The organism is Paraburkholderia sp. BCC1876 (assembly GCF_902833695.1).
In the GTDB taxonomy this organism is placed as follows: domain Bacteria; phylum Pseudomonadota; class Gammaproteobacteria; order Burkholderiales; family Burkholderiaceae; genus Paraburkholderia.
The window spans coordinates 201,495-215,430 of sequence record NZ_CADFGI010000003.1; the positions used below are offsets into that span (position 1 = coordinate 201,495).

General features: G+C 58.0%; 10 protein-coding genes and 1 pseudogene. 2 read left to right on the plus strand and 9 right to left on the minus strand.

Features of this window, described 5'->3' with window-relative positions; genetic code table 11:
* Nucleotides 1–200: 200 nt before the first annotated feature.
* From HWY05_RS12650 to imuA, 5 genes are all read right to left on the minus strand, one after another.
* A complete protein-coding gene (locus HWY05_RS12650) occupies nucleotides 201–3,782 on the minus strand; it encodes a hypothetical protein (RefSeq protein ID WP_176058567.1) in 3,582 nt (1,193 codons plus the stop codon).
* Between the two features lie 320 nt (nucleotides 3,783–4,102).
* Nucleotides 4,103–5,065, minus strand: coding sequence for an SOS response-associated peptidase family protein (locus HWY05_RS12655; RefSeq protein ID WP_176058568.1), 963 nt, complete (start codon nucleotides 5,063–5,065; stop codon nucleotides 4,103–4,105).
* Nucleotides 5,066–5,113: 48 nt separating this feature from the next.
* Nucleotides 5,114–8,263, minus strand: coding sequence for an error-prone DNA polymerase (locus tag HWY05_RS12660; protein WP_176058569.1), 3,150 nt, complete (start codon nucleotides 8,261–8,263; stop codon nucleotides 5,114–5,116).
* A 6-nt stretch (nucleotides 8,264–8,269) separates the two neighbouring features.
* Nucleotides 8,270–9,739, minus strand: a complete 1,470-nt coding sequence (locus HWY05_RS12665) for a DNA polymerase Y family protein (RefSeq protein WP_176058570.1) — start codon at nucleotides 9,737–9,739, stop codon at nucleotides 8,270–8,272.
* A complete protein-coding gene (gene imuA, locus HWY05_RS12670; RefSeq protein ID WP_176058571.1) occupies nucleotides 9,669–10,376 on the minus strand; it encodes a translesion DNA synthesis-associated protein ImuA in 708 nt (235 codons plus the stop codon). The genes HWY05_RS12665 and imuA overlap by 71 nt, the downstream gene beginning before the upstream one ends.
* Nucleotides 10,377–10,522: 146 nt before the next feature.
* On the opposite strand from imuA, the gene HWY05_RS12675 reads away from it, so the two are divergent.
* Both HWY05_RS12675 and HWY05_RS38285 read left to right on the plus strand, forming a co-directional pair.
* Nucleotides 10,523–10,732: a hypothetical protein gene (locus tag HWY05_RS12675; protein ID WP_176058572.1), complete on the plus strand. Its 210-nt coding sequence runs from the start codon at nucleotides 10,523–10,525 to the stop codon at nucleotides 10,730–10,732.
* A gap of 73 nt (nucleotides 10,733–10,805) precedes the next feature.
* Nucleotides 10,806–11,024: a hypothetical protein gene (locus HWY05_RS38285; protein WP_244146601.1), complete on the plus strand. Its 219-nt coding sequence runs from the start codon at nucleotides 10,806–10,808 to the stop codon at nucleotides 11,022–11,024.
* Here HWY05_RS38285 and arsN2 read toward each other — a convergent pair.
* The 4 genes and pseudogenes from arsN2 to arsC all read right to left on the minus strand — a co-directional run bounded on the left by arsN2 (nucleotide 11,021) and on the right by arsC (nucleotide 13,930).
* Nucleotides 11,021–11,503: an arsenic resistance N-acetyltransferase ArsN2 gene (arsN2, locus tag HWY05_RS12680; protein ID WP_176058855.1), complete on the minus strand. Its 483-nt coding sequence runs from the start codon at nucleotides 11,501–11,503 to the stop codon at nucleotides 11,021–11,023. The genes HWY05_RS38285 and arsN2 overlap by 4 nt on opposite strands.
* A 57-nt stretch (nucleotides 11,504–11,560) precedes the next feature.
* Nucleotides 11,561–12,784 (minus strand): annotated as a pseudogene (locus tag HWY05_RS12685) (MFS transporter); the annotation flags it as partial.
* Nucleotides 12,753–13,508: an arsenical resistance protein ArsH gene (arsH, locus tag HWY05_RS12690; protein WP_176058573.1), complete on the minus strand. Its 756-nt coding sequence runs from the start codon at nucleotides 13,506–13,508 to the stop codon at nucleotides 12,753–12,755. The pseudogene HWY05_RS12685 and the gene arsH, both read right to left, overlap by 32 nt.
* Nucleotides 13,508–13,930 carry an arsenate reductase (glutaredoxin) gene (arsC, locus tag HWY05_RS12695; RefSeq protein ID WP_176058574.1) on the minus strand — a complete coding sequence of 141 codons (423 nt, stop codon included), beginning with the start codon at nucleotides 13,928–13,930 and terminating at the stop codon, nucleotides 13,508–13,510. The genes arsH and arsC overlap by 1 nt, the downstream gene beginning before the upstream one ends.
* Between the last annotated feature and the right edge of the window lie 6 nt (nucleotides 13,931–13,936).

Here is a 13,936-nt window from a genome sequence, read left to right on the forward strand (position 1 = left end):
GCAATATGCCATGACACCGTCGAAGATAGCTAGGTTCTCCAAATCGAAAGCACGACCTAATGCATCGTTCGCCGGTATTGAGTGTTGCCTAGATAGTCGCACCGAAAACGCCCGTGCAGGCCAGCCTTTGCCACAAATAGCGCGACGTTGGTTAGCCTGCCTAGAAGCAAATACGAGGAGCCGCGTTGGTTTAGATAGGCTCATCGTTTCTCCCTATGCTTCCTTTCCGACGGAGCCGCCGGCTGTAGTTGGGGCGGGGACTTGGGGGAACGTCTCCGTTTCGATGAACCGCCGGACTCGCCGGGCGCTGCCTCGCTTGAGTTTTCTATCGGCCTGTCTCGCTGCCTCCGTGCTGAGCTTTTCGCGGCCAACCTTGCTGCCTTTCGGGGTACATCCTGCAACAAGTCCAACACAAGAAAAACGACGTGGGCGTCGCCAGTGTCCGTCCTGTAGCGAACCATCAAGCCGGTTGGACCGGAGTCTGCGGCTTCAACCGGTTTGCTGTCCATGTACGAGAATCCCTCAGGCGCATCGTGCTGAGCAAGTTTCGATAGCTCGCTCAGAATCGCGCTTATCGGCCCTTTGTATGCATATGTCAAATGGAAAAATAACTTACACGATGAGGATGCCAGTAGTTTTTGAAAATGGCTCTTCAGCTCATCTTTCGTCCACACTGTACCGGGACTACGGTCACATACTACAGCTTCTATCGAGACCAATTCGCTCGAATCCTTCTTGATAAGAAGGTCTCGTTCGGCCGGATTGCCCTTGTCCGTGAAGCCACCTTTGGACTGGTCAGGAACGGCCCATCCAACGAACGCCAGTCGAGACGACAGAAACTCTCTCACCAGGGCGTTAATATCGTCCTCGCAAGAGTCGATTTCCACTTGCCGCATCGTAGCTACCAGAGAGACGACGCTTGCCGCCGCCGACCGAACCTGTTCAATCACAAACGTGTTGAAGGCCGAAGGACTCCCGCGCCAAACTTGAGCTTGCTCGAATGGGTTCAAGCGAAGCATGTCGCCGATGGCTTCTTTTATTCGCGGTAGCGGATTGTCGTCCCCGCTGACCTCCACCCTCATCGCTACGAATCCCCCATCGTAAAGATAGGTGCGCGTTTGCGTCAGAAGTTCCGAGGCACCGAGCTTGGTTTCCGCCCATTCAAGAGTTTCCAGTCCCTCTCGGCTGCGCCCCATTCTGACCAACGCTACCGCGCTGAGAGCTGCCACGCGTTCATTTATGCGGGCGACGAAGATTGGACGAAGAAGCTGCTCTGCTTCGATGCTCCGGTTGGCAGCCAGCAGCAGGGCCGCTTTGTTGATGACGTAGCCATCCGAATCGGGTGCGGCCAGTTGAAAAGAAGTTTCCATCGCCGTAGCTTCGGTCAGGACTTGATTGGCGCGCTTGAGAGCGTCCCCGTGCAGACGACCGAACATGTCTTTTCCGACTGCGCTCCGAACCCTCGCCGCGAACAGGTTGTGCGCGTATGCAGGTTCTGTTGGCTTGCGCCTGTAGAGGGTACTGAAGACTTGCTCGGCGTAAGTCGGGTTCCCTTCTTCCCTTACTATATGCGATGCACCCTGAAAGAAGAGCATAGCGTTTCTGGCCTCCTCTTGGTCCCCAAGCGACATGTCTTGGGGCACAACGGCGCTCATGACGCTATCCCAATCCCCCCTCAAAAAAGCGAGTCGCAACTCGCTGCGAAACCTCGCAAGAGCGGTCCTCTTCTGAATCTCCTGCGGTAGTCGAGTCTCTGCCTCAATATAAGCAGCAGCCGCATCCAGGGCGCCAGCGTTGAGGAGCGCTTCAATCCTCACAAATCGGTCAGTCCGCCAATTCTCTCCCGCATCCTCGGGGGCTAGCTTCTCAAGGCACTTTTCAATTCGCGGCTTGAACTGGGAAGGAACGGTGGTTAAGAACTGCGCAAGAAATGCCGGCTCGTCGGTACCGAGAATCTCATCCAAAAGCTGGGTCGCGCGAACGTCGTCGAGGACATTCAGGGCTGCCGAGAGGTCAGTCGTCAGTGCTCGGTCCCATCTGCCACGCGATGGGTTTGTCTCGTATCCAACAGCCAAAGCGGCTACGCGACCCTTGTTGTCGTTGGCGCTCGCTCCCGTACGAACGGTGTTCAAAAGTGCTTTAAAAAGGGTATCTGGCACTGGGCTCGAAACGCCAACCGCAGCCCGCGACAGGACTTGCATATGAACTTGAATCGCACGAGCCAAGGTATCTCTTGTGCTGTAGATATTCTCGCTTGCAACAAGTCTTTCCCTTACGTTGAAAGGGAACAAGAAACGTTGCGCGCTAGCGGTATCGAGCTTGTGCGCGAGCAGGTAAAGTGCCGCGGCGCCGTCGGTCGATACGCGAGCCGCCGAAAGCACATAGTCATCAGAAAGCACAGATTCCACATAAGCTGAGACCAGTAATTCCGCTGGCACGTCTTCTGCCAACTGCCCACAGTCGAGCAAGTCAAGGGCGGCAGAGAAAGCGGCATGACCCAACTTCAACCCTCCTTCAGCGGTCGCCAGCGCATCAAACGCTTGAACGAGAATCTCCCGGGGCTGCGTCACAAGAACCGACCGCAGCGCGGCGAGCATCGTCTCGTTTCCCTGAAGGTCCATAATATTTCCCGGCTTGGCGCGAGCGTGAAGCTCGCGCAATAGCGCAGCAACTTCCGCCGGAACAAGCTGCCCGCTCTGGAGATGTCGTGCGAGAACGGAGACGGCGTCTGCAAATGCGGTGTCTCGGGCCATCTCGTTATCGCGCATTTCCAAGTCGCGGTCCCAGGTGCCCGTGTTCAGGTTCCATTCGGAAATTAAAAGGCAAGCAATCGCAGACCACTCTGGCAACATCACCATGTCAGAGAGTAGGTAAGGACGGCTCGGTATATAGTGGAGCAAGAAGTTGAGAACATCGGGGCAAGCCTCGGCGAGCCGAAACACTTTGGCAGCGACGGGGTGCACAGCAGGAGAGTTTGTCGTCGCGTTTACTTCGTCAAGCAATATCCGCGTAAGTCCAAACGCGTTGCCCCACGCCTCGAGCGCCCAATATGCGGGGCGCTCAGCAACACGGCTTCGCAGCCAGAGTGCACGGTCGACCAATGTTTCAGGCACTTGCGGAAGGTAATGCTGGTAATCGAGAGGCTCCCGAAGCGCCGAGTTTGCGACCATTTGAATGCAACGTGTCCTGAAGACCTCCCATGATGGGAATCCTGCCTCCGCTTCGAGAATGTGCAGGCCCGTTTCGACGAACACTGCCCTCTCGGTTTCTGACCATACTTTAGACAGGATGATTTCGGGGTGGCGAAGAAGTCGCCATGCTGCCATCCATCGCTCCAAGCGGACCGATGGATTGTTTGCGTCAAACGACATCCGCTCCCATAGTCGGGCGGCCACCCATTCAGGGCTGCGACAGACGATGGTTTCCGGTCGCACTGTCTGACTGACGATGGCTTGGGCAAGTTCGCTTGTGTGTTCGCCCTGCCAGTTGTATGTCAAATCGTAGCGAGCCTTCAACCACTCCGTCAAAGCTGGCATAGGGTTCTCGGTTTGTTGTTCGTGCAGGCGGTGGAAGTCGCGCGGCGAATAGACAATCCCCCAAGCGGGCAATATCCAGCCTCGCGAAATCAACTCATCGAATGAAAGTTGCCCAGCGTGCTTCGCTTGTGCGGCTTCGTATATCTGACGTGCCCTTTTAGGGTGCGAATTGTTCTCAATCTGCAGATGCGTAAGAAGTGCAAGTACAGTTTCGTCGTCCATCATCCGTTCGGCCGCCGTCATCATTCGGCTGTCGGGACGGACCTGCAGGTTGCGAGAAAAGCGCTGCCTTAGTGTTATGCGTGTTTGAGCCGGCGCGTGGTTTAGGCTGTCAAATCGAGTCATTTGTCTTGGAGTAGCAGCGCGTAGGTGACTCTTCAGATTCTAACCACAACGTTAGGGACTTCACGACGTGGTCGGGCGAAAGCCAGTCACCCCGTCAGTTGTTTGGCGAGCAGGTGCGACGAAACAAGACAGGCAAGCATTTCAGCTCGTGCCCGGAGGTCGAGGTTGAGCGGATTCGTCACGCTTTAACGCAATCAGTAGCTTGAGTTACGGGCAAGTGGTCACGCAGCGAGTCGATGCTCGTAGTATGGACGGTCCCTGTCATCAAGAATCGCATACTGCGCCGCCAAATCCGACGCATCCGGATTCAGCCACGCGTCAATGTTCTCCGGTTTGATAGGAATAATGCACCGGTCATGACCTGCCGCTGCGACCTCCTCTGGCGGCTCGTCCGTTATTGCCGCAAATGACAGCAAGTCCGGTTCGCCCGGTGCTGACCAACGCGACCACAGGCAGGCGACCAACATCAGTTGACCATTGCTTGGACGAAATTCGAGGACGACATTTTCGGCTCGTTCATGTGTTTCTGACAGGGTCCCCTCCATCTTTGCCTTGCTGACATTCTCATAGAAAACGTCGACAAGCATCACACCATGGGTGTACCCAAAGCATGGCTTCCAGAAACCCTCGAGATTGTCGCGACGAGCGTTGTAGGTTCCAGGGTATTTCACGTCATAGTTCGCGGGCTTGCCAGCAATACGACACTGGTAACGCATGGGCTTGACGACGAGCTGACCATTTTCCATGACTAGGACGGGTGCGTAATGTCCCGGGAATATGCGCGAATCGCGTGGTTTGACTGTTGTGCGTTGAATGTCGTCAAGCTTGCCAAGAGTCCAGGCAATTTTGTCCGTAGCAATTCGTCGGCTCTCTGTCGCAGCCTTGTTGATTTTTGTTTGAAGCGTGCGTTCGGCATCTGCCAGCCGCTTCCGCTGTTTGAACAGGTCCTGCTCAAGCTTCGCACTCTGAGCTGCATTGAACTGGTCGATGGAGGCTTTGATTTCGTGTTCAGCGTCGGCTTTCGGTTCGGCGAATGCATCCTCCATCGCTTTGGGTACCTTCGCTTTGCTGACACCTTCGGCACGCTCGAAAAACAGGCGCGAGAATTCGCCTATGTCCATGATGGCGCCGAACATGCGCACGAACTTGCGGTAGTCAGCCTGAATCTGAGCCGAGTAGCACATGGATGCCTCCGTTCAATGCTTCGATAATACGCAACTTTTTCGCCTCGGTTAGCAAAAGTCCCGACTCGCCGTGCTTAAGCCGCCCAGCAGATGAGACATGTCAACCAAGCGCTGCGCAACCAGATGTCGAACCTCTCCCTGGCATTGCCATGTCCCATACACCGCAAGTAAGGAGGCGCCAAGCGCTTCCTTCCTTTGCTTCTCCAGCAGGCTTGGCCAGACAATGACGTTGACGTTACCCGTCTCATCCTCGAGTGTGACGAACATGACGCCTTTGGCAGTCCCGGGCCGTTGACGGACCGTTACAAGTCCGCAGCCTCGTGCCAATCGGCCGTCGCCATAGCTGTGCAGTGTCGACGCCGGCATCAACCGGTTTGCGAGCAGTTGCGGCCGGAGCAGTTCCAGTGGATGCCGTCCTAACGTTAACCCGACAGACCTGTAGTCTGCAACGATGTCGTTCGCTTCCGTTGGCGCGCCCAACTGCGGTGTCTCGTCCTGGACCGCCGCTACGGCAAGCATGTCCTTGTCAGGCACGGCGGCGACCGATTGCCATAGAGCCTCGCGGCGATTTCCGGCCAATGACGCGAGAGCGTTGGCGTCCGCAAGAGCATGGAGGTCCTTTCGGTCCAGTTGCGCTCTACGGGCCAAGTCCGCGACGGTATCGAACGGTCGCACGGCTCTTGCATTTTCAATCCGCTCCGCAGCACCATCCTTCATGCCGCGCAGGAGCGACATGCCGAGGCGCACAGCTGGACGGTGATTGTCGGGCGATAGCACCAGGACAGAATCCCAGCCACTGACAGCAACGTCAACTGGCAGCACCTTCACGCCGTGGCGCTGTGCGTCCTGCACAAGCTGTGATGGCGAATAGAATCCCATCGGCTGACTGTTGAGCATGGCAGCAAGGAATGCCTCGGGCTCATGGCACTTGAGCCAGCTACTCGCATAAACCAGCAGCGCGAAACTGGCAGCATGGCTTTCAGGGAAACCGTACTCACCGAAGCCCTTGATTTGCTCGAAGATGCCTTCTGCGAAGGCTTGGTCGTAGCCGCGCTCCTGCATCCCGTTGACGATGCGGTCATAGTATTTTTCGAGGCCACCTTTCCGTTTCCAGGCGGCCATTGCTCGTCTTAACTGGTCAGCCTCTCCAGCTGTAAAGCCGGCAGCCAGGATGGCAACCTGCATGACCTGCTCCTGAAAAATCGGCACCCCAAGCGTCCGCCCAAGCGCCGTCTTCAGTGCTTCACTCGGATACGTTACGGGTTCGAAGCCCTGACGACGTTGCAGGTAAGGATGGACAGCGCCGCCCTGAATCGGCCCTGGCCTCACGATGGCTACCTCAATGACGAGGTCATAAAACGTGCGGGGCTTCATCCGCGGCAACATGCTCATCTGCGCTCGCGATTCAATCTGAAACACACCGACAGTGTCCGCGGCGGAAATCATCTCGTACGTCTTTGAATCCTCCGGCGGAATGTCCTGCATTTCGAATCGCTCACCGCGTTGCTCCGACACGATGTCCAGCGCACGGCGGATGGCCGACAGCATGCCGAGTGCAAGCACATCAATTTTCAGCAGGCCAAGCGCCTCAAGGTCGTCCTTGTCCCACTCGATGACGGACCGGTCCGCCATCGCCGCATTCTCGACAGGGACAAGACGCGTGAGCTTGCCGCGACTGATTACGAACCCGCCAGAGTGCTGGGACAGGTGGCGCGGAAAGCCAAGAAGCTGGGAAGCGAGCCGCGCCCACGCCTGGATGAGCGGCTTTTCCGGGTCAAGCCCGGATTCGGCGAAGCGCTTCAAAAGGTCCTGGCTCGTGTCGAACCAGTGATGACTCTTCGCGACCAGGTCGACAATCTGTGGGTCAACGCCAAGTGCTTTGCCCGTTTCACGCAGTGCGCCCCGTGGCCGGTACGTTGAAACCGCCGCGGCGATAGCAGCCCGGTCACGGCCATACTTGCGATAGATGTACTGGATGACCTCTTCGCGCCGCTGGTGTTCGAAGTCGACGTCGATGTCTGGAGGTTCACCGCGCTCCTTGCTGATGAACCGTTCGAACAGCATGTTGCCGCGCGCGGGGTCGACCTCTGTGATGCCAAGGCAATAGCATACCGCGCTATTGGCGGCTGAGCCTCGACCTTGGCAGAGTATGTGCTGGCTGCGCGCAAAGCGAACGATGTCGTACACGGTCAGAAAGTACGGTTCGTATTCAAGGTCGGCTATGAGCTCAAGCTCGTGCTCAATCTGCGCCTGTACGTTGTGAGGGATGCCAGATGGAAAGCGTCGCTGCGCGCCGATGTAGGTTTCCTGCCGAAGATAGGCTTTTGGGGTGATGCCCACAGGTACCAGTTCGTCCGGATACTCATAGCGCAGCTCGTCGAGCGAAAACGTACAGCGGCTCGCGATGTCGACGGTCGCTGCCAGTGCTTCGACGGGGTAAAGATTCGCCAGGCGGAGTCGCGAACGCAGATGCTGTTCGGCATTCGGCGCGAGGTCGTAGCCACACTCGTGTACAGGCCTGCCGACCCGGATGGCGGTCATTGTGTCCTGCAGTGGCTTGCGCGAGCGCACATGCATGACGACATGACCCAGCGCGACAACGGGAACATCCTGACTGCGCGCGAGGAACTCGACCGAGCCACGGTGAATGTCATCCATGGCGCGCTGGTGAAGCACCAACCCTACCCAAGCGCGGCCAGGAAAGGTATCGTCCAGCCACTCGACCTGTGCAGCAAGGACATCCTCGTTGGCCGGGAAATCCGGCACAAGGATGGCGAGGCAGTCCGGCATCCCGCGAAGGTGTCGATATTCCTTCTCTGGACGCGAGAGGTCCTGTGGTGTCAGGCGATATTCGCCCTTGGTTGCCCGGGTGCGCGCAAGCGTAATCAGCTCGGACAGGTTGCCATACCCCTCGCGGTTTTTGGCGAGCAGGATAATCCCGAATGCAGGCGAGCCGTCGGCATTGACCAATCGGAAAAACGAGCCGACGATAAACGGCAGCTTTGCTTCCTTCGCTGCGACGTGCGCACGCACCACACCAGCTAGCGAACATTCGTCCGTGACCGCGAGCGCCGAATAGCCAAGTTGTGCCGCGCGCTCAGACAGTTCCTCGGCATGCGAAGCGCCATGCAGGAAGCTGAAATTCGAGAGGCAGAAAAGCTCGGCATACGCCGGCAGCAAATTGAAGGTGGTGTCCATGGTGCATCAGCCGAACAGTCCGTGGAGGAACCACCGCTGCTCTTCCTCGGCGTCACGGCTGCTGACACGCTCACGATATATCCAGTAGCAACTCTGGTCTTCCCCCTGCGCCACGAAATAGTCGCGCGTTACCAGCTCACCATCGAACCAGCCAGCTTCGATACGTTCACCGGGTGACACCATCCGCAGTGGAGACCCATAGAAGGGACGATGCTGACGCATCAATAGTCGCACCGGGCTGTCCAGCTGCCAGGTGGGTCGTGGAAGGCCCAGTGGAAGTGCCTCCTGCTTCGACTTGAGCGTCACTGGCACCCAACGGTTGGCGACTTCGGGGCGATGGTCGGCAGTCGGCGCGGGGCGAAGAACGTTATCCTCTCCGAGTCGCGCAACAAGTAACTCAAGAAGGCGTGCGTGGTCTTCCTTTGAACCTCCCGGTTCGGGGAACAGCGTGTCGGAAGCCGGTGCCGCAGACTCCACTTTTGACGCATCGAGCCGCAGCGCGATAACTGGAGCAGACAGCTCAATACGGTGCAGCCGCTCCTTGAGCAGCCTGACAAGATGTTCCTCTTTCCAGGTTGGCTCACCCAGCGCAATGTCGATAGTTGTCGGCTCGATAGCGTCGCGTCCGCGTTCATGTTCGAGTAGCAGCTGGATGGCCGTAACCGCTAATTGCTTGGCGCAAAGCCAGCCACACAATTGCACGATGAGTCGATGGGCGCCGAAGACTGCGCCGTCGGCATCTTCAAGCCGGTCCGGCATTTCAATACGTGCGGAGAAAGTCGGCGGCAGTTCTAGCCAATCAAAGAGTTCGGGCGCGGTGCCAAATGCACGGTCGAGCGAGTCAAGCAGATGTTCACCACATCGTCGCTGCAGGCCGGCGCGTGGCAAGCGTCTGATGTCAGCAATGGTCTCGCAGCCAAGTCCGGAGAACCAGTCTCCGAACGGACGAACTTCCGGAACGGCCAGCATCGGTAATGCGGCCAGTCGTTGCTCAAGCGACGCGAGCTTGAGCACACGGCGGTTTCCGAACTTCGCGAGTAGCCATCCTCCTTGACCGGTGGGTGCGGCACTGATGCGTGCAGTAAGCCCAAGCGTCCCGAGAACAGCCTTCGCTTCCCGACACAATGCGAGCAACCCGCCAAAGAGACGCAGACTCGCACCCACGTCCACCACGACGGTCGCTTCGTCAAGCAAGGCGACTTCAGGCGAGAGGCGCATCAGGGCAACACCCACCTCGCGCTGTGCCGCCGCTTCCTTGCCGGCGTCGCGTTCATGCATTTCCGTTTCCGGCGACAGTGTCAGCACTCCGCCGCGCTTCATCCCAAGGCGCACGCCAGCTGCACGAGCTGTGCTGTCTGTAATGACCACTTTGTCTTTCTCCAGTACAGCACTTCCGTGCGCCGCCTCAGATGACCACTTCGGTCGGAACACCTCGAGCGGCAACTTCGGCAAGTGGACGGCGAGAAAGACGCGCATGTCGGGAAAGCAATACAGGAGTAGGTTGAAGGGGAATCGACAGAGGCTCTGCGCGCGCTGGCCCTCGTCGTTTCACAATGTCGACGGTCAAACCGTCGGCTGATGGTCTCAAAGCAAGCCGCAACAGCGCGGGCGATGAATCCTGTGCCGCTGCCAGAGGCCTGACCATCACGAAGAGCGTTTCGGATGACTGCGCAGCCAGATGCAGGCGCCGCAGCGATGAGGCCTGCGCGTATTGCGCCCAGAAGATGAGCGCACCGCAACTGCCTGCCCGCAGAATCTGCTCAGCCGACCAAAGCGCATCTGCGGTCTTTTGCGCTCTTATCCGCAACACCTGGTCAATGGGAAGTCCGATGTAGCTGAGTCCGAGCCCATCCGGGGTATGCGGCGGCTGCACGAACGCAACCGGCCGACTGCCCGAACCACTGAGCGCCGGGCGCAAGAGTCGCAGTTCACCGACCCCGGCTTGCTGGACCATCAGGTCGACAAGGGCTCCGACCGGCCAGCCCCCGCCGGGAAGCTCGGCCGACAATGCGGGATACCCAGTCTCAACCACCCGGCCACGGCCACGCGCGAGCTGCGACGCACGCCACAAGGACGGATGTATCTCTTCGGCAGTGACAGTGGCGCTAGACATGTGGCATCGAAAAACCTGTATATTTATACAGTATCCTACACGCAAATTCGTAGGTGTGAACTGTCACTTTTTTCGAGGGAACGGGGTCGTGCGACGTCTATCGCTCGGCGTCATGACCTGCTGCCATGTTCAGAGGGAGGTCCATCATGAGAGCAGACGAATGGGTTCGGGAGGCCGAGCGCGAATCGAAACTTGTCGACGCCCTGTACAAGGCGCGTCACCTTATTTCAATGCACAACGGCATGACCGTCCGATGCGACGGCGAAGAGTGGGCGCTTGATTTCGTTCAGGAGTTGCGGATGATTGACGCTACCTTGAGGATGGCCGGTATCGACACCGCGCGAGTCAAACAGTAGACGCTTGTCGTGCCGCTCGAACTGAGGCCATCATTGATAAGAATCGGTACGGAAGACCTTCAGAGGTCAACAGATGCAAACTGAGAAATATCGCGGGTATACGCTGTGGGGCCATGCCATCCTGCAGCAGGAAGACATTCTGCAACGGGAACGGTTCGCAGGAAGCGGCACAGTCATGCGAGACAGTAAAGTCGCAGACGCGTCTGGAGTACTTGGCGCATTCGATTCTGATGAAGAGGCAGAATCGGCCGGCCTTTCATGGTGTCGTGCGTGGGTCGACAGCCACGGCTAGCGCTTCGCCGTCTCGCCCACGGCGAGGGTACTAGGTGCGAGTGGATACAGCCTCTTTCTCATGCAGACTGCAGTACTTGGACAAAGCTGCGCGAACTGAGTGCTGGTCCGAATTCCCGTTGGCGCACTCGGGCGGGCGTCGAGTGCATAGCCAGCCCGCCGAAAGAATTCAGTCGCCGTCGTCGTGAGCAGCCATAACTCCGACAAGCCCGAGGTGAGCGCCACGTATTCCGCATGTGTGAGCAGCTTGCTTCCCAAGCCGGCGCTGCGCTTAGGCTTTGCAACCGCCAGTGACCGCAGCAGCGCCTCAGTTCCAAACCGCTCGAGGCCAACGGTGCCAACTACTGACCCGTGGGCATCTTCTGCGACGGCAAAATCGCGCAACAGGTCGGGTGTTACATCGGAAGCCGGCAACTCGTTCTCTGCAAGCAATGCCGCAATGGCATCAAGGTCTTCGCTTCGCGCGGCACGTATCTTCATGGTCGAATTATCTGTTATGACTTGGACGCGACATCGGGCGGTTCTCGTTAACGCGTGACGGCTGACCCGAACTGCCACAAAGAACGCGATTGCTGACAGTATCGAGACAAGAAACACGGTCCACTCAACAGCTACGTAGCCGCGAGCGAAGCTCCAGATACTGGCCGCGGCAATCGGCGCAATTCCCTTGGCGACGTTCGACGGGAACGAAAGCATGCCGCTAACTGCGCCGTAGCCTTCGGTCCACATCAGGTCCTGAACGATGGTGCCGCGGAGAATTGTCATCATGCCATTCGCAGCGCCATAGCAGAGCGCGAATAGCCATAGCAATGCTGGCGAGTGACCAGCACTTATCAGGATAACGGTTGAGAGCGGGAACAGTGTCACGATGATGATGCCCACAGTACTAACATGCACGGTTCGACCGAAGGTGAACCAAATAGCCCGTGCAGCAACCTGAGCCGGACCGATGAGCGCCATGGTCGTTACCAGCACGGCGTTCGACACACCGCGCTCGACCATCAGCGGTACCAGATGAAATGTGAGCGCCGCAAACGTGGCGTAGTAGGCGGTGAAGCAGACGGCGAGCGCCCAGAAAATCGGCGAACGAAGCGCGCGACGGGTAGCCGCGTCATTCGCCACCTTAACCTCGGCATTGTTAGGCCGCGACTTAACGTCAGACTTCGACGAACGGATTGCCAGCACATGGATAGGTAGACAGACGACGAGGTTCAATGCAGCCAGAACAATAAGCGACGTGCGCCAACCCACTGAGCCAACCAGTAATTGGGTTAACGGGATAAAGACTGTGCTCGCGAATCCGGCTACCAGAGTAATAAGTGTGATTTTGTTTCGGAAGCTTCGCGGATACCGGTGCGTTATAACGGCGAAGACAGGGTCGTAGAAGGTGGCAGCCATCGAAATCCCGAGGCCTATCCATACAACGAAGAGGACCGTCAGCGAATGGGCGCCCGCCCAGAGCAGCAGCATGACTGCGGCGATGACCGAACCGATGGCCATGATGCGTCGCCCCAGTCCATGGTCAATCCAGCGCCCGATGGGGTAAGCCGCGAACCCTGAAACCAGTAACCCGACTGAGAGCGCGGCATTGGTGGCAGTCCTGCTCCATCCCATTGTCTGCTCCATGGGCACGACGAGCAGCGAAAATGAGTAGTAGACAGAGCCCCACGACACGAGCTGCGCGAGCGCCAATGCCCAAGTCGTGAGCGTCGCCGACATGTCTGCCGGCTTATTCGACTTCGCTGTCTGCGGCGTCTGCATCGTGCTCATGGGTCATTGCCGCGCTGGCCAGAGCGGCGGCTAAAGCGGGCGCCCGTTCTTTTCGCTCGCTGTATCGGTCCGTCAAATAGTCAGAGCGGTCACGTATGAGTAATGTGAACTTGTACAGCTCCTCCATAACGTCGACCACGCGGTCGTAGTAGGACGATGGCTTCATGCGCCCATCGGCTTCAAATTCCTGATATGCCTTCGCTACCGACGACTGATTCGGGATGGTCACCATACGCATCCACCGGCCAAGGAGGCGCAGCGCGTTGACAGCGTTGAAAGATTGCGAGCCGCCGCAAACCTGCATCACCGCGAGCGTGCGGCCTTGGGTCGGACGGATGCCGCCGATTTCCAATGGCAGCCAGTCAATCTGGTTCTTGAATACAGCCGTCAACGTCCCGTGGCGCTCGGGGCTGCACCACACCTGACCTTCGGACCACTCCGACAGCTTCCGAAGCTCGACAACCTTCGGATGGTCAGCTGGGACACTATCCGCGATAGGGAGGTCGCGTGGGTCGAAGACTTTCGTCTCAGCACCAAAGTGCTGCAGAATTCGCTCAGCCTCCAGCGTCAGCAGACGGCTGAAAGACGTCGGTCGCAGTGAGCCATACAGCAGCAGGATTCTGGGTGCGTGGGTTGCGGCGGCACGTGGCTCTAGCTTCTCTGTGTCCGGCGTGTCCAGAAACGGCATCGTGACGTTACGAAGGTCCGATGACATCAGCGAATCCTCCGGCCGTCGGCGTTGACCACACTTTCGCCGTCTTCCTTCGTAAATTCGCCCTGTTGCGGACTCGGAAGGATGTCGAGAACCACTTCCGACGGCCTGCACAACCGAACGCCGAGCGGCGTGACCACGAACGGCCGGTTGATGAGAATCGGGTGTTCGAGCATCGTATCCAGCAGATGTTCATCGGTCAGCGACTCGTCTGCCAGACCCAGTTCAGCGTAGGGCGTACCTTTTTCACGAATCGTTTCGCGGACTGTCAATCCGGCGGAAGAAATCATGCTCTTCAGTTGTTCGCGGGTCGGAGGATGCTCGAGATACTCGATGACTTCCGGTTCGATGCCCGCATTTCGAATCATCGCCAGCGTATTGCGCGACGTGCCGCATGCGGGGTTGTGATAAATAGTGACACTCATTTTTTT